The sequence below is a fragment of the Caproiciproducens lactatisolvens genome (genome assembly GCF_052443335.1).
In the GTDB taxonomy this organism is placed as follows: domain Bacteria; phylum Bacillota; class Clostridia; order Oscillospirales; family Acutalibacteraceae; genus Caproiciproducens.
The window spans coordinates 736465-757141 of record NZ_CP195750.1 but is presented as its reverse complement, the minus strand read 5'-3'; the positions used below and the strand labels follow the sequence as shown (position 1 = coordinate 757141).

Here is a 20677-nt window from a genome sequence, read left to right as displayed (position 1 = left end):
TACAGAACAAAGCGGAAAACCCGCGGATGAAAAATATCCCTTCAGAAAGCTGAGCGCTCTCTGAAGGGATATTTTTAAAGGATGTGATTTTCTTCAAGATATCGGGAAAGCTCCTCCGCCCCACGGAAAAGGTGTCCGTGAAATCCCGCTTTTTCGGCTCCGGCAATGTTCTGTTGCAGGTCGTCGATAAAAAGGCATTCGCCGCTGAAAAGGCCGTACCTCCCGCAGAGGCATTCGAAGATGGCGACATCCGGTTTTACCAGCTTTTCTTTTGCGGAGACAATAAAGCCGTCAAAGCTGCGGAACATTTCAACCTTATCCCGATATTGAAAGAAGCGCAGGCTTGTATTGGAGAGGAGATAAATTTGATAGCCCTTTTTCTTGAGCCGGGTCACTATTTCAGGCATGCCCGGCATGGGCGTCAAGTCGGAGTGCCAGTTGTCCATTGCTTTTTTCACTTCCGCGGTATATTGGGGAATTCTTGCGCAGACCCGGGCGACCGCGGCCTCTTCCGTAATGGTGCCGGCGTCCAGCTGCCGCCATTCCCCGGATTGAAACAGTTCTTTCAGCACGGCGGCCGCCGCGGCCTCATCCTGTGTGATCGTCTTGATGTATTCCTCTGGAGTATATGCCAGCAGAACGTTTCCCATATCAAATACAATGTTCTTTATCATCGGTTATCATGCCTTTCTAACGATTTCGAGCAATTTCATTTCAGTTTGCGAGACAAAATATGTTTCTCTCCCGCCCTTGGCGGGGGAGAAACGCAGCCTTGCTGCAGAATCAATTGGAACTGTCGTAGAACTTATTCCAGTCTTTCACGAAATTCTTTTGGAGTGACTCCCACCAGTTTTTTAAAGATCATGCTGAAATAGCGCTGATCCTTGTAGCCGATCAGATTGGCGACTTCATAGATTTTCCCATTCGGTTTCTTCAGCAGCTCACAGGCTTTTTTGATGCGGTAATAGGTCAGATAATCCCCGAAGGTCTGCCCTACCGTATTTTTAAAAAGGCGGCTCAGGTAGCTTTCGCTGATAAAAAGGCTGTCCGCGACGCTCTTCACGCTGATGTCCTTCTGGTAGTTGGCACTGATATGCCTGACAGCAAGAGCAACATAGTCGTTATCCTTTTTTTCATCCAGCAGGTATTCCTTAAACAGCATGACGCGGCTGTCCGAAATATCGTTCATTTTATCCTGTATTTTGTGGATGCGCTGCTTATCGTGCACCGCTTCACAGGTGCTTTTCAGCGCGGCGTCCAGATCGTCGTCGTCAATCGGCTTAATCAGGAAATCGCGGACGCCAAGCTTTACCGCCTGCCGGGCATACTCGAATTCGCTGTAGCCGGAGATGATAACAAACTCCGGCTTGATGCCGCTCGCCTTAATCTGTTCGATCATGCTGATTCCGTCGAGGCCGGGCATGCGGACATCCGTGATCACGATATCGGGCCGGATACGGGTGATCTCACGGACTCCCTCCATCCCGTTGGAGGCCTCCCCCACGACTTCACAGCCGTACTTCTGCCAGTCCGTGGTCAGGATCAGGCCCTTCTTGACCAGAACTTCATCCTCAACAACGACTACTTTAATCATTACCGAGCCCCCCCAGATTCTCGTTTCCAAGCGGTAAAGTTGAAAAAGGCATCGTGATCCGTGTGATCGTACCGATATTCTCTTCGCTTTGAATCTCCAGCCCATACTCTTCGCCGTAGTACAGTTTGATCCGTTTATCTACATTTGCAATTCCAATGCTGTCGCTGTCGAGCGCTTTTGCGCGGGCGGACCGCCGGATGCTGCTCAGCTTTTCTTCACTGATTCCCACGCCGTCGTCTTCCACCTCAAAGATGATTTTGTCATCCTGTCTCCAGCCGCGGATAACTAAATGCGCTTTCCCGATTTTATCCTCGATTCCATGAATAATCGCATTTTCGACGATCGGCTGGATGATGAATTTCGGCACATAACAGTCCATAATGTCGTCGTCCACCCGTACGGCGGCGTCGAACTTGTCGTCATACCGTATTTTCTGGATGGACAGATAGCTCCCGACCAGCCCGATTTCCTCTGAAATCTGAACGGATTCCTTTTCGTTGCGGATACTGTTTTTCAGAAGCTTCCCAAGCTGGGAGACAATCAGCACGATATCGTCCACCCCGTTCAGCTTGGCGAGCCATTTGATGGAATCCAGAGTGTTGTACAGAAAATGGGGATTGATCTGCGAATACAGCGATTTCAGCTCCGCCAGGCGCAGCCGGTTCTGCTTTTCCAGATTGGTGGCAAACAGTTCGTTCAAGCGGTCCAGCATGGAGTTCAAGCTCCGGCCGATATAGCCGAATTCATCGTCGTTGTGTACGTCGACGCGCGCGCTGGTGTCGCCGTTCTGGACCTTGTTCATCGTGTGGACAATGGCGTTCAGCGGTTTGGTCAGGCTGCGCACCAGCATGGGTGAAATCAGCACGCATAGGAAAATGGAACCCAGCGCGACCGCGATGGCGGTATCCATAATATAGTTGCTGTTGATGACAACCAGCTCGACCGGAACCGAGGAAATCACCCGGAGGGGATATCCGCCCGGGGTTGTATCCCACGTAATGATGCGTTTCGGTTTTTCTAAATAAAACTTTTTGCTTTCCCCGGCCTGAAGCATTTGATTGCGGAAGTCCGTATCCATAAAAATCCGGTTCTGTCCGCTGAAGATTTCATCATACAGAATATAGTTGTTCTGATCCACAACGGCGTACCGGACCGGAAGCGATACGTTGACCGAGTCGAGCGCCGTCTGAAAGACGTCGGACGGAATATCGATCACCGCATAGGCAATGATCCGGCCGTCCTTCCGGATACTGTCTCCCACCGCGATACAGTAGTTTTTCCCTTCCTGTGAAACATAATGATTGGAGTACAGGACGGTGCCGTAGGATGCATTCATTTCGCGGAAAATCCCCCAGTCGCCGTGGTTCCGGACATGATAGGCTTCCGGTATCACGGAGGTGGAAATCCCGAACGACCCGTCCGCCTTGATCAAGTGCATGGCCACGTTGGTCGATTTTCCCGCCAGTAAAATATACATTTTCTGGTAGAGGCTTGTGCTGTCCGACGGGGTGATCGCGGGAGCGCCGATTTTCTGAATCGTGTCGTCGTCCTCGCAGAAATAGGACAGGGCGGACCGGTATTCGCCGATGGTCTGCTCCAGGCTCACCGCCGCGTTGTTCACCGTTTTGGAGGACTGGTACTCCACATTTCCCATGGAGATATTGGAAGAGATGGTGTAGGTAAGCGTCCCCAGGATCGCAACGGGAACGATGCTGATAACGGCAAAGCAAATAAACAGCCGTGCAAAAAAACTGATCTTACCCTTTTTTTCAGAACTCATATGATCACCATCCCTATTCCATTATACAATGGTTGCCGGGATCCGAAAAGCCCATTACGAAAACAGGGGAGCCGACAGTTTCTGTCCGCTCCCTTTTTTCGTTCCGTCAGACCACGGAAACCCTGCCCTTGCTGACCCAGTTGAACAGCAGCAGGGACAAAATGGTGGCAACCGTCAGAATGGACGCCAGCGCCGCGGCGGTTCCAAAGCTGGAACGGACCACTTCGGTATAGATCGCTACCGAGATCGTCGCGGTTTTCCCGCTGTACAGCATAATGCTGGAGCTCAGTTCGTTGATTGTGGTAATCCAGCTCAGGATCGCGCCGGACAAAACGCCGGGCGCCATCATTCTCGCCGTTATTTTAAAGAAGGTGCGCATTGGGGATACGCCGAGGTTGATGGAGGCCTCCTCAATGCTGGGGTCGATCTGGTACAGCAGCGCGCTGCTGGAACGGATCGTATAGGGCATTTTCCGGATGACATAGGCAATAATCATAATGACGGCGGTGCCGGACAGCATGAGCGGGGGCTTATTGAACGCAACGAGCATGCTGATTCCGAGCACGGCGCCAGGGATCACATAGGGGAACATCAACAGCAAATCCAGCGTGCTGCTGATTTTGCTCTTCTTTTTCACGACAAGGTAGGAAAGAAGCATTCCGAAGATAATAATGATGATAATTGCTATGAAGGAGAACATAAACGTATTCGTGATATTTTTGGACAGCTTATAGAAGATTTTTTCATAGCTTTCCAGACTGAATCCCTTCACAAAGATCGGCCCGTTTGTCTTGATAAAAGACGTAAAGATCACAACGATCTGCGGTAAAAAAGCGACGGACGCGACGAACATGCAAAGCGCGGTCAGAAGGATTCTTTTCCCCCGGGATAGCTCTTCCACGATCGGAGGACGGAGCGCGGTCATGACGTAATTCTTGCGCGCCACCACATATTTCTGAATCAGGAGCACCGCAGTGGAGCAGCAGATGATCACGACGCTGAGCGCTCCGGCCATGTTGGCGTTGCCGCCCATCTCGCTCATGTACTCCTCATATACGAGGACGGGAAGGACCTTGTAGCCTTCGCCGATCAGCATGGGGGTGCCGAAGTCCGCCAGCGACGACATGAACGCCATAATCGCGCCTGCCGCGAGCGTCGGCATGATCACCGGCATGGTAATCGTCATCACTCTTCTCAGCTTGCTGGAACCGAGGTTTTCGGCCGCTTCCTCCAGAGAGCGGTCAATGCTCGACATGGCTCCCGAAACGTATAAATAAACATAGGGGAAAAATTTCAGGGTAAACACCAGAACGATTCCGCCAAAGCCGTAAATCGGCGGAGTGATAATGCCGATTTTCGCAAGCGCGTTCGTAAACAGGCCGTTTCTGCCGAGCAGCATGATCCAGGAATACGCGCCGATAAACGGAGGCGACATCAGGGACATGATGATCAGCATATTGATGCATTTTTTCCAGTACACGTTGAAGCGGCTGGTTATGTAAGCGAGCGGAACGCCGATGATGACCGCAAAAACGGTGGAGATTCCGGAAGTTGCGAGGCTGTTCCACAGGGTGCGGTAATAGTACTGCTTGGTAAAGAAAATCTTATAAAATTCCAAAGTAAATTTTCCGTCGCCGCTGAGAAAGCTGTGGAAGATAACGGAGAAAAACGGATAGACCAGAAACACCAGCAGCAGCAGCATGGAGCCGTATTTTACCAGATTCCAGAAACTGAAGTATTTCGCAAAATTTCTGTGGGAAGTCCTCTCAGCGTTCATGAGAACACCTCGGTTCCGTCTTCGCTGAACACGCTGATTTTCTCCGGACGGAAGCTCAGGCGCACCTTATGGCCGATATCGCGGACAAAATCAATATCCTTCGTGTATTCGTTCGCCTGTACGACCTGACCGTTTTTTAGCTTGACCTCATAGCTGGCGAAGTCGCCGAGGAAGGTGTACATCTGGATTTCGCCTGAAATTCCGGTTCCGCTCTCGTCGTCCATGAGGAACTGCTCCGGGCGGACCGAAGCCCTGATCCTTCCCTCAAGACCTTTCTTCAGCTTTACGGAAAATTCAAAACCGGCGTCCAGCCTCACGCGCGCGATTTTGTCGGGGTCAAGCTGCTCGATCTGTCCCTCCATAAAGTTGGAGGTCCCGATAAATCCCGCGACAAAAGAATTCTGCGGCTTTTTATAAATGGTGGACGGCGTGTCGATCTGCATGATCCGGCCCGCGTTGATAATGGCGATCCGGTCCGAAATGGCAAGCGCCTCTTCCTGATCGTGCGTGACATAAATGGTGGTGATGTTCAGATCCTTCTGCAGCTTGCGGATAATAGTGCGCATCTGAACCCTCAGCTTTGCGTCCAGGTTGGAAAGCGGTTCGTCCATCAGAAGGACGCCCGGCTTGATCACGATCGCCCGGGCAAGGGCGACGCGCTGCTGCTGGCCGCCGGACAGTTCGGAGGGCTTTCTGTCTTTCAGATCTTTGATCTGTACAAGCTCGAGCGCCTCCAGCACCCTCGGCTCAATCTCGTTTTTCGGCAGCTTGCGCGCCTTCAGCCCGTAAGCGACGTTGTCAAAAACCGTCATATGGGGAAAAATGGCATAATTCTGAAACACCATGCCGATATCGCGCTGATAAGCTTCTATATCGTTAATTACTTTGTCGTCAAAATAAATTTTTCCACCGTCAATCGTATTAAACCCCGCGATCATCCGGAGCAATGTGGTCTTTCCGCAGCCGGAAGGCCCCAGCAGCGTAAAAAACTCCCCTTGCCGGATATCGCATGAAATATCGTTTACCGCGGTAAAATCATCATACCGCTTCACCACATTACAAATTTTTACTCCATGGCTCAATCTGTTCAACCCCTTTAAACTCACACTTTGCTTCCGCGTCCCGAAAGCAGGAACGGACGCCGGCCAACCGTCTTAATAGAAAGCGTGCAGGCGCTCATCTGCTTTTCACGCCTGCACGCAAAGACTCCTGATTTGCGTGGAATCTGTCAGAACCGCTTTGAAGCCCCGCAGTTAACCGACAATGACCTCTTTCCACTTTTCCATGATCTGCGTTTTCTGAGAGGACGCCCAGTCAAAGTCGTAGTTTACCAGCTTCACGTCCTTCATTTCCGGAAGGTCCTTCGGGACCTGGGTGTCCAGTCTGACGCCTCTTCTGGCAAAATCGGTCGCCATCATGGTCTGGCATTCCTTGCTCAGAACAAAGTTCATGAAGGTTTCGGCATTTTCCTTGTTTTTGCAGCCCTTGACCAGCGCAATGCCGTCCGGAACCGCGGAGGTGCCTTCCGACGGATAAATGATGCCGACGTCCGCACCGGCCTGAACATATTTAATGGCTTCTTTTTCGAGCGTCAAGCCGACGCTGTATTCGCCGTCGGATACCTTCTTGTAGACGTCGCCGGAGGAACCGAGAATTTTTCCGTCCAGATTGGCGACAAATTTCTGAATGAACTCCCAGCCCTTGCCGTCGTCCTTACCGAACGCGGTCAGCATCGTGCACAGGATGGTGTAGGAGGAACCGGATTTCGCCGGGTCCGCGTACGCAATTTTTCCCTTGAACTTCGCGTCGATCAGATCGCCCCAGCCCTTCGGGACGTCGCTTTCCCCGACCAGCTTTTTGTTGTACATAATGACCATCGGCAGCGGGGATTCCCCGGTCCAGAGGCCGTCCTTGCTGACATACTCCTTATCGATGCTGTCAAGATCGGCGGGCGTAAACTTGTCGAAATATTTGCTGTAGGCTGCAAGGGAATCCGCTCCGCCGCCCCAGAACACATCGCATTGCGGGCTGTCGCTTTCCGCCTCGATACGCTTGAGCAGTTCGCCGGTTCCCGCGGCGACAAGGTCCACCGTAATTCCGGTCTTCTCCTGGAACTCCTTGATTCCTGCGTTCAGCGGGTCCGCCGGATGCGGCGAATAAACCGTGACATGCTTGGAATTCGGCGTCTGCTCCGCAGCCTGGCTGGCGTCCGTATTGGCCTGTGACGATGCGCTCTGCGTGCTTCCGCATCCGGCTAACACACCGGCGAGCATGGTGATCGCCAAAAGTGCACTGACAAACTTTTTCATAACTCTTCCCCTCAGTTCGTTAAAATTTGAATTCCGGGGGCCTTGCCCCGCGTTGTTGTGATTTCATTATTGCATCTTGGCCGGGCAAATACAATGTGACGATCCTGTACTTTTGTAGAGGATTCTAACATATTCACGAAATCCGGCATATTTTTACGTCAAAACTGTGCAATTCGCAGTCATCCAAGCTTGAAAATGAAAATTCAGAATGCTAAAATAGCCCCAGATTCTACGGGAGGGATGGAATATGATTAAATTTGGTACCGGCGGATTCCGCGCAATTATCGGAGAGGATTTTACACGGGGCAATCTGGAGCTGCTCTCCGCCGCATTGGCAAAAATGATAAAAAAGGACCATGCCGAAAACCTTCCGGTCGTCATTGGATACGACCGCAGGTTTCTGTCCGATTTCGGTGCAAAGTGGATTGCGTGCACCCTTGCGGCCGAGGGCGTCAGGGTACATCTCATCAACCACGACGCGCCGACGCCCCTGATTATGTTTCAGGTGCTGAAGGAAGCCGCCGCTTACGGGATGGCGGTCACGGCGAGCCATAACCCGGCGGAATACAACGGGGTCAAGCTTTTTACGTCCGGCGGAAGGGACGCGGCCGAAGAAGTAACCGACCGTCTGGAAAAAGAAATCGCATTGATGAATCCGGCCGAAATCCGCACGATGGAATATGAAGAAGCCGCCGCGGGCGGGCTGATTCTGGAGATTGACCCACAGAACCATTATATCGACAGTATTCTGAATGTAATTGATACCGAAGCCATTAAGAGAAAAAATCTGAAAATCCTTCTTGACCCCATGTTCGGAGTCAGCAAAACGACCCTGCAGACGATTCTGCTCACCTGCCGCTGCAGCGTCGAGGTCATCCACGACCGGCACGACACCCTGTTCGGCGGAAGGCTTCCCGCCCCGAACAGCTCGACGCTGTCCCATCTGGCCCAGATGGTCGTCCAGAACGGCTACGATCTGGGCATCGCCACGGACGGCGACGCCGACCGCATCGGCCTGATCGATTCCAGCGGAAGCTTTATCCACCCCAACGATATCCTCGTGCTGCTTTACTATTACCTGCATGAATATAAAGGCTGGAAGGGCGCCGCGGTGCGTAATATCGCCACGACCCACTGCCTCGACCGGATGGCGGAAAGCTTTGGGGAAGCCTGCTATGAGGTCCCGGTCGGCTTCAAGTATATTTCCGCCAAAATGGAGGAAACCGACGCCCTGATCGGCGGCGAGTCCTCCGGCGGGCTGACCGTGCGCGGCCATATTCACGGAAAGGACGGCGTTTATGCCGGTTCCCTGCTGGTGGAGATGATCAGCGTGATCGGCAAATCTTTGCGGGACATTCTCGACGAAATCCACCGAAAGTTCGGCAATTTCGTCATGGACGAGTTCGACTGCCGCATGACCGGCGAACGCAAGGAAGAATTGCAGCATCTCCTTTTTGAGGAGAAAAAAACGCCGCGGTTTGACCTGAAAATCGAAAAGATCTCCTACATGGACGGATGCAAGGTTTATTTCAAAAACGGAGGATGGATTATCTGCCGTTTTTCAGGAACGGAACCGGTGCTCCGTATTTTCAGCGAAATGGAAAATGCGGCTGAGGCCGCGCGCATCAGCCGGGTATTCCGTGATTTTCTGGGGCTTTGATTTCGATTCGGATACCGCGTTCCGGCCGGTAGATGTGAAACACAATTGAGGAGGGTATGGGAAGATGTTGAAAAATAAGAAGATCGGCACAAAATTGGCGCTTTCTTTTATTTTTGTCATTGTCATCTGCAGCATCGGCGGCATTGCCGGGTTTATCGTAATGTCCGATATGGAGACAAAGTACAGTGCGGCTCTGGTGGATTTCGGCTTTGCGCAGGGAGAGATCGGCCTGTTCAACTCGGAGTTCAAAGACAACAGCGCTGTGCTCCGCGATATGCTTTACACAACGGATGTCAGGGACCGAAATTCGTACGCGACTCAACTGGAAAAATCAAACGGGCAGGTGAACACCTTCTTTTCCGGCATGGAAAAGAGTATGGCCGGCAGCAGGGAGCTGGGCCTGTACAGCGACATTCAGGATAATCTGGCCAATTATGAAAAGCTGCGGTCGCAGATCGTCGAGCTTGTAAAAAGCGGCGAAACGGACGATGCTCAGAATATTCTGAGCAAGCAGGCGACACCGCTTTCCAACAAAATTTTCTCCGATACCAGCGCTCTGATCAGCGAAAAAACGGAGAGCGGCCGCAAGGTATCCGCCAGCCTTGCCGCACAGTCCTCCGCGGCGAAGGGAAGCATTCTGGCGGTCATTTTTCTGGCAGTCCTGCTGTCCCTTATCATTACGCTGAAAATGGGCCGGAGCATCCGAAGACCGCTGAAAGAAATGGCGGACGCCGCAGAAAAAATGTCGGAAGGCAATCTGAGCTTTCCCATTCAGCAGAGATCGAACGACGAGATCGGACAGCTCGGCGCAGCCTTTGAAAAATCGGCCGGAACAATCCGGGAATATATTGCCGACATCAAACGGATGCTCTGCGAAATGGGACGCGGGAATCTTGCCGTCGGCACTGAGCTGGAGTACATCGGAGACTACATTGAAATAAAGCAATCGTTTCACAGCATTCTGATTTCCCTGAACGATACTCTCGGGCAAATCGACCAGGCGGCGGAACAGGTTTCCACAGGAGCGGGACAGGTTTCGCAGGGAGCCCAGGCCCTGGCGCAGGGAGCGGCCGAACAGGCGAGCTCAGTGGAGGAGCTCACCGCGACGATTGCGGAAATATCGGAAAATATCCGGTCGAACGCGGAACAGGCCGACGGCGCCAGTAAAAATGTGAATACGGTTCTTTTTGAGATCGAAACAAGCAATCGGCATATGGAGGAAATGGTCGCGGCCATGGGGCGGATCAGCGAGTCCTCCGGTCAGATCGGGAAAATCATTCAGACCATTGAGGATATCGCCTTTCAGACCAATATTCTCGCCCTGAACGCCGCCGTGGAAGCGGCGAGAGCGGGCGCGGCGGGGAAAGGCTTTTCCGTGGTGGCCGACGAGGTGAGGAATCTGGCAAGCAAAAGCGCCCGGGCCGCAAAAGACACGACTGCCTTAATCGCGGGCTCCATGGAGCAGGTGGAACACGGTACCAAAATTGCCGACGAAACGGCAAAGTCCCTGCTCCGGGTCGTGAAAAGCGCGAAAGAAGTCACCGGTACCATTGAAAAAATTTCCGACGCCACCAACCGGCAATCGGCTGCGATCGCACAGGTAACGCTGGGCGTGGGGCAAATTTCGGACGTGGTACAGACGAACTCCGCAACGGCGCAGGAAAGCGCCGCGGAAAGTGAGGAACTGTCCGCACAGGCGCAATCGCTGAAAAAACTGGCCGGCCAGTTTACACTGAAATCCATCACGGCAGATAAAGCAGAGTCTGCGTAATATCGCAGGCATCGATCCGGATCATTTCAGGCCGGCCCGCCGACAAGACGAATCCCCCAATCGTAGACAATCAAACTACGATTGGGGGATTTTTCAATATTTTTCTGATTCCGTTCATAGAAGAATGATTCTGTTCGGCGGCGTTTCCCGCACGCCGTTCGGGCCGCCGGATACTTTTTCGCCGAAACAGCTTATTTCCTTCTCAAATGGATGGCAAAGCCGCCGATCGTCTGTTTGAAGTAAATTGCGATCAGACCGCCGTTTTCGTCGCGCACCGCCGAACTTTTATCCAGCTCCGCTCCCATGCACTCGAAATGATGGACCGCGCGCTCGATATCGCTGGTCTGAATGGCGATATGCCCGTTTTCGCCCAGGAACGGACCCTTCACGATTTCAAACATGGTCCCGGCAAAATAAGCGCCCGGGAACTCCATGACCGGAATGGAAAGAAGTCCGGCAAAGCTGTTCGCCACGTTGGACGCGTCCTGAGCATCCTTTGTGTTGACACCGACATGCAGCAGCTCAAATCCGAACGCCCTGCGCACGGCCTCCTTGCACAGGCTGACAATCCGGCTGAAATCTCCCGCTTCGACCAAATCTTTCGGCACCATCCAGGAACCGCCGCATGCGGCGACGTTGGAAAGGGAAAGATACTCTTCCACATTGTTTTCACTGATTCCACCTGTGGGGATAAACCGGAGCCCTTTGTAAGGACCCGCGAACGATTTCAGCGCCTTGATTCCGCCGCTGGCCTCGGCCGGGAAAAACTTAACGGTATCCAGGCCAAAACGGAGAGCCGCTTCCAGATCGGTCGCATTGGAACAGCCGGGGATCACCGGAATATCGTTTTTCAGGCACCACTCCACAACGGCGGGGATAAAACCCGGCGTCACGATAAATTTCGCCCCGGCGTCCACGGCACTTTTCGCCTGCTCCACTGTATGGATGGTACCGGCTCCGACAGTGATTTCCGGCACCTTTTCAGCCATCTCCCGCACTGCCTGCCGTGCGGAATCCGTGCGGAAGGTAATCTCGGCCATGGGAATCCCCCCGGCGCACAGTGCCTTTCCCAGATCCGCGGATTTGGTATGGTCGTCAATAACAACCACCGGCACCAGGGCGGCGCCCGTGATAATATCCATCAGGTTCTTCATGATCGGTCCCTCTCTTTATTGTAATATTTTATTTTGCCTGCATAAAATGCTGCAGCTGTTCCCTGGTCGGCAGTCCTTCATTGTCGCCGCGGGACATGACCTGAATGGCGCCGATCGCGTTTCCGCGGCGCACCGCCTCCCTCAGCGGCAGGTTTTCCGTTAACGCGCTGATGATGCCCACGGCAAACCCGTCGCCCGCGCCGACTGTGTCGACCACCTTTTCCACAGGGAATCCCGGAACGAAGAAGCGTTCTTCCGCACGCGCGGCATAGGCGCCCTTCGGCCCCTGCTTGACTACCACGGTTTTGGCTCCCCGCTTCAGGTAGAATTCGGCGATGGCTTCCGGCTCCCTGCTTCCGGTAAGGATAAGGCCCTCCGAATCGCCGGGAAGAACAATGTCGCTTTTTGCCGCTATTTCATTCAAAACCCTTACCATTTCCTGCTGACTGGCCCAAAGCTGAGGCCGCAGATTCGGGTCGAAAGAAACGGTCAGCCCGTTTTCGCGGGCCTTTTCCAGCAAAAACATCGTCGCTTCTCTGGTGGACTGGGAAAGCGCCGGCAGGATTCCGGTAACATGCACCCACTGATAGGCTGAAAAGTCCACCCGGGCAATATCTTCGGCGCTCAAAGTAGACGCCGCGGAATTTTTACGGAAGTAAAAGATGTCGGGATCGCCGGAGGAAACCATGGATTTCATCATGAAGCCGGTGCTGTGGTCCTCGCTCCAGGAAACCAGATTGGTGCCGATCCCGTTGCGTTCCATCGCCTTTACGATCTGTTTCCCGAAAGGGTCCCGTCCCAGTTTTGTAAGATAGCTTGAAGAAAGCTCCAGCCTGGTCATTCCCACCGCAACATTGAACTCGGCCCCCGCAACGGCGCAGGAGAAGCCGGGGATATCCTCCAGACGGCCCTCGGACTGCGCGATAAACAGCCCCATTGGTTCCCCAATCAGCATCATACCTTTTGACATTTTAAAATAAATTCCTTTCTGAAATTCAATGAAAATATTGAACGTGATTTGCCCAAACCGCAGCCGGCAGGACATGGAAAATTAAAATGCGGATATATTGGTATCTTTTTTTGTATAAGCCGGTAAAAACGTCTCATAAAGCTTCATCGTGTTTTCCAGATGCGTGCGGATCAGGATCTCCAGCTTTTTGCCCTCTCCCTCTTCCAGACATTCATACATCAGCTTGTGTTCCTGATGGGCGGCTTCGTGCCGTTCCATAGGATGCCTGGAGGAAGCATAGACAAGGAAGGAGAAGCTTACGCCCATCAGCATATCGTAAAGCTCCGTCAGCTTCTGGTTTTCCGTCAGGCGGATAATGCTTCCGTGATAAATCTGTTCATACTGGTTGGCCGTAACATAGTCATTTGCCTGAACATCAGCCATTTTTCTTAATACCTCGCGCATTTTCACCTGAATTTCAGGGTGCACGTGAAAATTTTTCGCTGCCGGTATTGCCGCAAAGGTTTCCATCATAATACGGCAGTCCATGATATTTCGGATTTCGTCCATGCTTAACTGTTTTACAACAAAGCCCCGGCGGGGCAGCATGTCCATTAACCCCTCCGCCACCAAACGATTCATCGCTTCTTTGACGGGGGTGGGACTGATCGAAAGACTTTCGGCAATTTGATTGACAACGACTTTTTTGCCCGGCTCCATTTCGCCGGACATAATTTGGTCCCTGATCTGGGCATAAGCCCATTCCAATAAAGAAAGGGGTTGCTTTTCCATACTTGACCTCCTATGGACGACAGCGCAGAAGCTCATCCAATTTTTTCGCATTCCTTTTAGACTGAAATGGCTGTCAACAGCCTGTCTGAAAATAATAACGATGATTAACAACTTGTTTATTTTATCACAAACAAAACAGAATGTCATCAAAAAATATAGATATTTTATAAATAGTTGTTAAGTAATCCATCAAATATAAAATATTATATTCAATATCCAAATCTATTATATAAATGATTTCTATAAAAATCAAGTATTTATTTGCTATATTTCCAGCAAAATGTTTAATATAAATAAAAACGCAGTTTTTCATTATATTATATAAATTAGCGAATTATAAAGCTATTTTAAGTGTATATTCATAATTTTTTTAGATAAAATGACTATAATATACAAAATTTATTCATTGATTTTCACTATTGCGTAATAATCGGCGCACCTATATAATATAGATCGAAATCAAATTTTAGATTTAAAATTCAAAAAGGAAGTGTAGCGAATGGTCAACCGGAATCTTGTGGCGATTACAGACTGTGACCATGACAGCATCACGGTGGAAGCCGGAGTGCTGAAAGCGGCCGGATTGGAAGCGCCCTGGCTCCAATGTAAGACGGAAGACGACCTGATTCGTGAATGCGTAGGATTCAAGTCAGTGATTAACCAGTATGCCCCCTTCACAGAAAAGGTGTTTGACAATCTGCCGGACCTCAAGGTGATTGTGCGTTACGGCGTGGGTGTGGATAATATTGATCTGACGGCCGCCACAAAGCACGGCGTTAAAGTCTGCAATGTGCCGGACTACGGGATGTACGAAGTGGCGGATCATGCAATGGCGCTTGCTTTGGCCCTTGCCAGAAAAATTGTTCTAAACAACGACAATGTAAAAAGCGGCGTCTGGGAATACCAGAAGGCGATCCCCATTTACAGGTTGTCCACTCAGACGATCGGCGTAATCGGCGTAGGACGGATCGGCACCGCTTTCGCGGAAAGAGCCAAAGCCTTTGGAATGAAGGTCCTCGCCTATGATGAATACGCACAAAAGGCCGGCCGCACGAAGGACTATATGGAAATGGTCAGCCTGGACGAGCTGCTAAAGCGTTCCGACATTATTTCCGTACATTGCCCGCTGGACGGGAACCGTGATCTGATTGCGGCCCCGCAGTTAAAGAAAATGAAAGAAAGCGCCTATCTCATCAACGTGTCCCGCGGCGGCATCATCAATGAGCGGGACCTGTTCAACGCCCTTTCCGACAAGGAAATCGCCGGCGCTGCATGCGATGTCTTCAGCCCGGAACCGATTGCGAAGGACAACCCCCTTCTGAGCCTTCCGAACTTTCTTGCCACTCCGCATATCGCCTGGTACTCGGAAGAGTCCGCAATCGAACTGGAGCGCAAGGTGGCGGAAGAGGCCGTTCGGGGCGCTCTGGATCAGCCCCTGCTCAATGTTGTCAACGCAGCTGCCGGAAAGTAATTAGCGTTTTGATTCTGCGTGGTTTCTCCGTCGGCCGACGAAGGATCCTTTCCTCTGAAAAACTGGAAATACTTAGGCCTAACAGAAAAGGAAGGAAAAAATATGAACTTATTCGATTTAACGGGAAAAAAAGCGATCGTAACGGGCGCCGCTTCGGGTCTGGCCCACGGAATAGCCGAAGGCTTGATGGAATCGGGCGCTGAAGTGGCGATCATCGACATTTCAGCCGGCACGGAAGCGGCCGCGAAAGAATTCTGCGAGCGGGGATTCAAAGCCCATGCCGTCCGCGCCAACCTCGGCAACCGTGACGAGCTGAACCGTGCGTTTCATGAAGCGCTGGAAAAGCTTGGCGGGAAAATCGATATCCTTGTTCCGGCCGCGGGCATTCAGCGCCGCAGCAAGTCAGAGGATTTTTCGATAGAAGACTGGGATTTGGTTCTGAACATCAACCTGTCCGCCGTTTTCATGCTCTGCCAGCTTGCGGGACGCGAAATGCTCAAACAGAAGAGCGGAAAAATCATCAATATCGCTTCCATGCTCAGCTTCTTCGGCGGCTACACCGTCCCGGCCTACGCTGCCAGCAAAGGCGGCGTCGCCCAGATCACCAAAGCGCTCTCCAACGAGTGGGCCCGCGAGGGAATTAATGTAAACGCGATTGCGCCGGGTTACATGGCTACACAGATGAATACAAAAATCATTGAGGACGAAACCCGCAACACTGAAATCACAAACCGCATCCCGGCACGGCGCTGGGGCACGCCGGACGATGTCAAGGGCGTGACGATCTTTCTGGCTTCTCATGCATCCGATTATCTTAGTGGCGCAATTATTCCGGTAGACGGCGGTTACCTTGGCTGCTGATTTATAATTGATCGTCCTGCCGGATAATTATAATTTGCAAGGAGGAGAAACTAAAAATGAAAAGGAGCTTCAAAATGAAAAAATTAGGTGCAATCATTCTGGTTCTGGCTATGGTTTTGTCTCTGGCGGCCTGCGGAAACAGCAGTACGGCCTCTTCACAGGCGGCTAGTGCGGCGGGCAGTGCGGCTGGGAGCACTGCATCGGGCACAGCTACCGACAAACCTCTCAAACTCGGTATTTCCGTACCGAACCTCACAAACGTCTTTTTTGTACAGATCAAAGACGGCATGCAGAAGGCGCTCAAAAGCCCGGAAGACAGCCTTGTGGTGATGGACTCCCAGGGAGATCAGAACAAGCAGATGAACGACGTAATCGATCTGATCAACCAGGGCTGTAACGTAATCGGCCTGTCCCCCATCAACTCGGACGGCGTCCGCGCAACCCTTGAAACCTGCCAGAAGGCCGGCGTTCCGGTCATCGCTTTTAACGTAGGCGTTAAAAACCCCGAGCTTGTCGCCAGCACGATCGTTTCCGACAACGAGGCATCCGGACATATGTGCGCACAGGCCCTGGCAAAGGCACTGAACAACAAGGGCAACGTTGTTGAAGTCACTTTCAGCACCACCACCACCTGCTATGCCCGCCAGAAGGGTTTTGAAGATGAAATCAAGGCCAACTATCCGGATATCAAGATCCTTCAGAGCAAGGACGTGGAAAAAGCAACCGCAGACTACTCACAGCCGATCATGGTCGACTTTATCAATGCCTATCCGGATCTTGACGGCGTTTTCACCATTAACGATCCTACCGCCCGCGGCGCTATTTCGGCACTGAAGGAAGCGGGAAAAATCAAGGATGTCAAGGTTGTGTCCGTCGACGGCTCCGATGAAGGAAAAGGCTTTATCCGCGCGGGTGAAATGGTCGCTTCCGCCGCTCAGGACCCGACCGGCATCGGCAGCACCACAGTGGGAACCGCATACAAACTGATCGCCGGCCAAAAAGTGGAAGCAAATATCATTATGCCGATGTCCATTATTGACGCCAGCAACGTAGACAAATAAAAAACAGATTTTCAGATGTGAATTGGAGTGTGATCGGTCGTCTCTTTGCGGATTGGCGGCCGGTTACACAACTAATTCGCGAAATTCATTTGCCTGTTTCCAAAGTAAATGCCGTCTTTCAGGCGGCAAGCAGTAAAAGGAAGTGATTCAATGCCAAGTGAGTATACCCTTGAGATGAATAACATTTTTAAGTCATTTGGCTCCAACAAAGTCCTGGATGACGTATCGATCTCCATTAAACCGGGAGAAGTACGTGCTTTGATGGGGGAAAACGGTGCCGGAAAATCCACTTTGATGAAGATTCTCGGCGGTATTTACCATGCCGATCAAGGCAATATCAAGATAGACGGGGAAACGGTACAGATTAACACTGTGGATGACGCCCGCCGTTACGGCATCAGCTTTATCCATCAGGAAATCAGCAATGTTCCCAGTATGACAATTGCTGAAAACTTTTTCCTTGGCAAGGAACCCAAGACAAAAGCGGGGCTGATCGACCAGCGCAGAATGCACCGCGAAACCCGCGCCGCGCTGGACCTGATGGGAATCGATCTGCCGACAAACCGTCTGATCACGGGCCTGTCGATCGCAAAGCAGCAGATGCTGGAAATCGCGCGCGCCATCAATGAAAACGCAAAAGTGATTATTATGGACGAGCCTACCGCTTCGCTGGCCAACGCCGAGGTTGAAGACCTTTTCCGGCAGGTAAAAATGCTGAAGGAAAAAAACGTAGCCATCATATACATTTCACACCGTATGGAGGAAACCTTCCTTGTCTGCGACACGGTTACCGTGCTGCGCGACGGTAAATTTATCGGTACGAAAAACACGGCGGAAGCAACCGAAAAAGAGCTGATCAGCATGATGGTCGGCCGCAAGTTCGACGAGATCTACGGACAGGAGCGCGCTGTGGGCGGCGAGACGCTGATGCAGGTAAAAGGGCTGTGCAGCAGGGCTGTGAAGGATGTCAGCTTCGACCTGAAAAAGGGCGAGATCCTGGGCTTTGCCGGACTCGTGGGTGCGGGTCGTACGGAAACGGCTCTCGCGCTGTTCGGAATCGATAAAATCCACTCCGGCGAAGTATGGATCGAAGGAAAAAAAGTATCTATCTCCAATCCGACGGAAGCAATCCGCGCAGGCATCGCGCTGGTTCCCGAAGACCGTAAAGGGCAGGGGCTCTTTTTGGGCCACAGCATCGCGGTGAACCTTACTTTTCAGGTTTTGAAAGAATTTATCTACAATCTCAGAATCAATCGTAAAAAAGAAGCGAATTTGATCTCCACATACCAGAATAAACTTTCGATACGCATGGCATCCGTCAACCAGCTGGTGGGCGAGCTGTCCGGCGGTAACCAGCAGAAAGTTGTAATTTCAAAATGGCTGGCGTCTAAGCCAAAGGTTCTGATCCTGGATGAACCGACCCGCGGCATCGACGTGGGCGCAAAGGCGGAAATCTACAAGCTGATGAGCGACCTGAGCAAAGAAGGGGTATCTATTATCATGATCTCGTCCGAATTGCCTGAGATCATTAATAACTCCAGTCGTATTGCGGTTATGAGCGAAGGCAGACTTGTTAAAATATTAGACCCTGATGTAGACGAAATCTCTCAGGAGATTATCATGTCCTACGCAGTGGAAGGAGGAAACAAATAAAATGGGTAATACTAACCATCCGGAATCCGCGGCATTGAAAGGCGGCGCGGCGGGAAGCGTAGCAGTAAACTGGCTGAGACGCAACCTGGCTGCGATTGCTGCGGTGCTGGGACTCTGTATCGCGCTTTCCATCACTACAAATACTTTCCTTGTTTCTACAAATCTGCTGAGCTTGCTGCGGCAGTCCTGTGTAAACGTTTTAATCGCATTCGGAATTACTTGTGTCCTGATCTGCGGCGGAATCGATTTGTCCGTCGGTTCGTGCGCCGCCGCTTCCGGCGTTATCACGGTACGTCTGGCAAACGCCGGGCTTCCGCTGGTAGTGTGCATTCTGACCGCGCTTGTTTTCGGCGCGCTGCTCGGGCTCTTCAACGGATATGTCATTTCACATACCACGATTCCGGCCTTTATCGTAACTCTTTCCACACAGATCATTGTGCGCGGCGTCGGCTATGTCGTAACCGGCGGCCAGCCCACCCAATGCACCAACGAGACATTTAACCTGATCGGCACCGGCGATCTGTTCGGAATTCCGACCCCGGTATTTGTGGTCGCTTTTGTTTTCATCGTCCTGTTCTTTATTATGAACCGCACTGGATTCGGACGCCACGTTTACGCCACGGGCGGAAACGCGGAAGCTGCGAAATATGCCGGCGTCAACACCAAATCGGTTCAGATGCGCGTTTTCATGATGAGCGGTATTTTAGCCGCTCTTGCCGGTGTGGTTCTTGCGGCACGCCTCTATTCCGGCCAGCCGTCCGTCGGCGAGGGTTTTGAGCGCGACGCGATCGCCGCGTCGGTTCTGGGCGGTACAAGCTTTAACGGCGGTGTCGGTACTCTTGGCGGCACGGTTATCGGCGCCCTGATTATCGGCGTCTTAAACAACGGCATGAATCTTCTCCGCATCAACAGCTACTGGCAGTTCGTTGTAAGAGGATGTGTCATTTTGGGAGCGGTCTATATCGATTTTCTGAAAAAAGCCCGTACCCTGAAAAAATAAGAAACGGAACAAGGTATCTTAGATGAAAAGACTGGACAATGAACAACTTGTTTCCCTATGCACACAGCTGCGCCGCGACATCATTGAAATGATCGCCGGCGCGGCCAGCGGGCATCCGGGCGGCTCGCTTTCCATGGTGGAGCTGCTCGCCGCGACATACTGCACACAGATGAGAGTGGATCCCAAAAATCCAAACGACCCGGCGCGGGACCGGTTTGTGCTCAGCAAAGGGCACGCGGCTCCCTGTTACTATGCCGTTCTGGGCGAAATGGGATTTTTCGACAAGGCGGAATTCAAAAATTTCCGCCAGCTTCACAGCATTCTTCAGGGCCATCCGGACGCGAAAAAAGTCCCCGGCGTGGACGCTTCGACCGGCTCGCTCGGCCAGGGCGTTTCCATCGCCGTAGGGATGGCGCTGGGAGCCAAAGCTTCGAAAGGCCCCCAGAAGGTCTATACGATCCTTGGCGACGGCGAACTGCAGGAAGGGCAGGTCTGGGAAGCATGCACCGCGGCCGCCCACTACAAGCTGGACAATCTTACGGTGATGGTCGATAACAACGGGCTGCAGATCGACGGCACCAACGATCAGGTCATGGCTTTGGGTAATCTGCGGAACCGCTTCGAGGCGTTTGGATTCGACGTGATCGAGCTGGCGGACGGCAACGAGATCGGCCAGGTGATCAACGCGCTGGAAATCCCCGCAAGGCCCGGAAAGCCGAAATGCATTCTGGCGCATACGGTCAAAGGAAAAGGTGTTTCCTTTATGGAAAATCAAGTGGGCTGGCACGGGAAAGCACCGTCTCCCGCCGAGCGGGATGCCGCGCTCGAAGAAATGAAGGGCTGAT

At 52.1% G+C, this 20677-nt stretch carries 17 protein-coding genes; 8 read left to right on the top strand and 9 right to left on the bottom strand.

Annotated features, from left to right (window positions below):
* Positions 1–74 precede the first annotated feature (74 nt).
* From ACRQV7_RS03660 to ACRQV7_RS03635, 6 genes are all read right to left on the bottom strand, one after another.
* Positions 75–674, bottom strand: coding sequence for an HAD family hydrolase (locus ACRQV7_RS03660; protein ID WP_444659498.1), 600 nt, complete (start codon positions 672–674; stop codon positions 75–77).
* A 131-nt stretch (positions 675–805) separates the two neighbouring features.
* The gene (locus ACRQV7_RS03655; protein WP_444659497.1) at positions 806–1594 is read right to left on the bottom strand and encodes a response regulator transcription factor; all 789 of its coding nucleotides are present in this window, start codon (positions 1592–1594) and stop codon (positions 806–808) included.
* Positions 1587–3374 carry a sensor histidine kinase gene (locus tag ACRQV7_RS03650; protein ID WP_444659496.1) on the bottom strand — a complete coding sequence of 596 codons (1788 nt, stop codon included), beginning with the start codon at positions 3372–3374 and terminating at the stop codon, positions 1587–1589. Before ACRQV7_RS03650 ends, ACRQV7_RS03655 begins: the two co-directional genes overlap by 8 nt.
* 106 nt (positions 3375–3480) lie before the next feature.
* On the bottom strand, positions 3481–5151 hold the full coding sequence (locus tag ACRQV7_RS03645) for an ABC transporter permease (RefSeq protein WP_444659495.1): 1671 nt from the start codon (positions 5149–5151) through the stop codon (positions 3481–3483).
* Positions 5148–6233: an ABC transporter ATP-binding protein gene (locus ACRQV7_RS03640; RefSeq protein WP_275717963.1), complete on the bottom strand. Its 1086-nt coding sequence runs from the start codon at positions 6231–6233 to the stop codon at positions 5148–5150. Before ACRQV7_RS03640 ends, ACRQV7_RS03645 begins: the two co-directional genes overlap by 4 nt.
* A gap of 171 nt (positions 6234–6404) precedes the next feature.
* The gene (locus ACRQV7_RS03635; RefSeq protein WP_444659494.1) at positions 6405–7460 is read right to left on the bottom strand and encodes an extracellular solute-binding protein; all 1056 of its coding nucleotides are present in this window, start codon (positions 7458–7460) and stop codon (positions 6405–6407) included.
* Between the two features lie 247 nt (positions 7461–7707).
* On the opposite strand from ACRQV7_RS03635, the gene ACRQV7_RS03630 reads away from it, so the two are divergent.
* Positions 7708–9120 carry a phosphoglucomutase/phosphomannomutase family protein gene (locus tag ACRQV7_RS03630; RefSeq protein WP_444659492.1) on the top strand — a complete coding sequence of 471 codons (1413 nt, stop codon included), beginning with the start codon at positions 7708–7710 and terminating at the stop codon, positions 9118–9120.
* 64 nt (positions 9121–9184) lie between these two features.
* Entirely contained in the window at positions 9185–10891 is a 1707-nt protein-coding gene (locus ACRQV7_RS03625) for a HAMP domain-containing methyl-accepting chemotaxis protein (RefSeq protein WP_444659491.1), read from the top strand.
* Positions 10892–11082: 191 nt separating this feature from the next.
* Here the strand turns inward: ACRQV7_RS03625 and ACRQV7_RS03620 are convergent, their stop codons facing one another.
* The 3 genes from ACRQV7_RS03620 to ACRQV7_RS03610 all read right to left on the bottom strand — a co-directional run bounded on the left by ACRQV7_RS03620 (position 11083) and on the right by ACRQV7_RS03610 (position 13786).
* The gene (locus tag ACRQV7_RS03620; RefSeq protein ID WP_275717949.1) at positions 11083–12045 is read right to left on the bottom strand and encodes a bifunctional 4-hydroxy-2-oxoglutarate aldolase/2-dehydro-3-deoxy-phosphogluconate aldolase; all 963 of its coding nucleotides are present in this window, start codon (positions 12043–12045) and stop codon (positions 11083–11085) included.
* Between the two features lie 28 nt (positions 12046–12073).
* Positions 12074–13015 (bottom strand): sugar kinase, encoded by a 942-nt coding sequence (locus tag ACRQV7_RS03615; RefSeq protein WP_444659490.1) that lies wholly within the window; start codon positions 13013–13015, stop codon positions 12074–12076.
* Between the two features lie 81 nt (positions 13016–13096).
* Positions 13097–13786, bottom strand: a complete 690-nt coding sequence (locus ACRQV7_RS03610) for a GntR family transcriptional regulator (protein ID WP_275717951.1) — start codon at positions 13784–13786, stop codon at positions 13097–13099.
* 499 nt (positions 13787–14285) lie between these two features.
* On the opposite strand from ACRQV7_RS03610, the gene ACRQV7_RS03605 reads away from it, so the two are divergent.
* The 6 genes from ACRQV7_RS03605 (at position 14286) to ACRQV7_RS03580 (ending at position 20676) form a co-directional block, all read left to right on the top strand.
* Positions 14286–15257, top strand: coding sequence for a C-terminal binding protein (locus ACRQV7_RS03605; RefSeq protein ID WP_444659489.1), 972 nt, complete (start codon positions 14286–14288; stop codon positions 15255–15257).
* Positions 15258–15359: 102 nt separating this feature from the next.
* Positions 15360–16118, top strand: a complete 759-nt coding sequence (locus ACRQV7_RS03600) for an SDR family oxidoreductase (protein WP_275717953.1) — start codon at positions 15360–15362, stop codon at positions 16116–16118.
* 74 nt (positions 16119–16192) lie between these two features.
* Positions 16193–17179, top strand: coding sequence for a substrate-binding domain-containing protein (locus ACRQV7_RS03595; protein WP_444659488.1), 987 nt, complete (start codon positions 16193–16195; stop codon positions 17177–17179).
* A 150-nt stretch (positions 17180–17329) separates the two neighbouring features.
* On the top strand, positions 17330–18832 hold the full coding sequence (locus ACRQV7_RS03590) for a sugar ABC transporter ATP-binding protein (RefSeq protein ID WP_444659487.1): 1503 nt from the start codon (positions 17330–17332) through the stop codon (positions 18830–18832).
* A gap of 1 nt (position 18833) precedes the next feature.
* On the top strand, positions 18834–19832 hold the full coding sequence (locus tag ACRQV7_RS03585; protein WP_275717956.1) for an ABC transporter permease: 999 nt from the start codon (positions 18834–18836) through the stop codon (positions 19830–19832).
* Between the two features lie 22 nt (positions 19833–19854).
* Positions 19855–20676, top strand: a complete 822-nt coding sequence (locus ACRQV7_RS03580) for a transketolase (RefSeq protein ID WP_444659486.1) — start codon at positions 19855–19857, stop codon at positions 20674–20676.
* The last annotated feature ends 1 nt before the right edge of the window (position 20677 follow it).

Excerpts from the sequence above, each read along its gene's own strand:
- ACRQV7_RS03585 (WP_275717956.1), top strand. The coding sequence starts at position 18,834 with ATGGGTAATACTAACCATCCGGAATCCGCGGCATTGAAAGGCGGCGCG.
- ACRQV7_RS03625 (WP_444659491.1), top strand. The coding sequence starts at position 9,185 with ATGTTGAAAAATAAGAAGATCGGCACAAAATTGGCGCTTTCTTTTATT.
- ACRQV7_RS03600 (WP_275717953.1), top strand. The coding sequence starts at position 15,360 with ATGAACTTATTCGATTTAACGGGAAAAAAAGCGATCGTAACGGGCGCC.
- ACRQV7_RS03590 (WP_444659487.1), top strand. The coding sequence starts at position 17,330 with ATGCCAAGTGAGTATACCCTTGAGATGAATAACATTTTTAAGTCATTT.
- ACRQV7_RS03595 (WP_444659488.1), top strand. The coding sequence starts at position 16,193 with ATGAAAAAATTAGGTGCAATCATTCTGGTTCTGGCTATGGTTTTGTCT.
- ACRQV7_RS03660 (WP_444659498.1), bottom strand. The coding sequence starts at position 674 with ATGATAAAGAACATTGTATTTGATATGGGAAACGTTCTGCTGGCATAT.
- ACRQV7_RS03655 (WP_444659497.1), bottom strand. The coding sequence starts at position 1,594 with ATGATTAAAGTAGTCGTTGTTGAGGATGAAGTTCTGGTCAAGAAGGGC.
- ACRQV7_RS03610 (WP_275717951.1), bottom strand. The coding sequence starts at position 13,786 with ATGGAAAAGCAACCCCTTTCTTTATTGGAATGGGCTTATGCCCAGATC.
- ACRQV7_RS03650 (WP_444659496.1), bottom strand. The coding sequence starts at position 3,374 with ATGAGTTCTGAAAAAAAGGGTAAGATCAGTTTTTTTGCACGGCTGTTT.
- ACRQV7_RS03605 (WP_444659489.1), top strand. The coding sequence starts at position 14,286 with ATGGTCAACCGGAATCTTGTGGCGATTACAGACTGTGACCATGACAGC.
- ACRQV7_RS03620 (WP_275717949.1), bottom strand. The coding sequence starts at position 12,045 with ATGAAGAACCTGATGGATATTATCACGGGCGCCGCCCTGGTGCCGGTG.
- ACRQV7_RS03615 (WP_444659490.1), bottom strand. The coding sequence starts at position 13,015 with ATGTCAAAAGGTATGATGCTGATTGGGGAACCAATGGGGCTGTTTATC.
- ACRQV7_RS03645 (WP_444659495.1), bottom strand. The coding sequence starts at position 5,151 with ATGAACGCTGAGAGGACTTCCCACAGAAATTTTGCGAAATACTTCAGT.
- ACRQV7_RS03580 (WP_444659486.1), top strand. The coding sequence starts at position 19,855 with ATGAAAAGACTGGACAATGAACAACTTGTTTCCCTATGCACACAGCTG.
- ACRQV7_RS03635 (WP_444659494.1), bottom strand. The coding sequence starts at position 7,460 with ATGAAAAAGTTTGTCAGTGCACTTTTGGCGATCACCATGCTCGCCGGT.
- ACRQV7_RS03630 (WP_444659492.1), top strand. The coding sequence starts at position 7,708 with ATGATTAAATTTGGTACCGGCGGATTCCGCGCAATTATCGGAGAGGAT.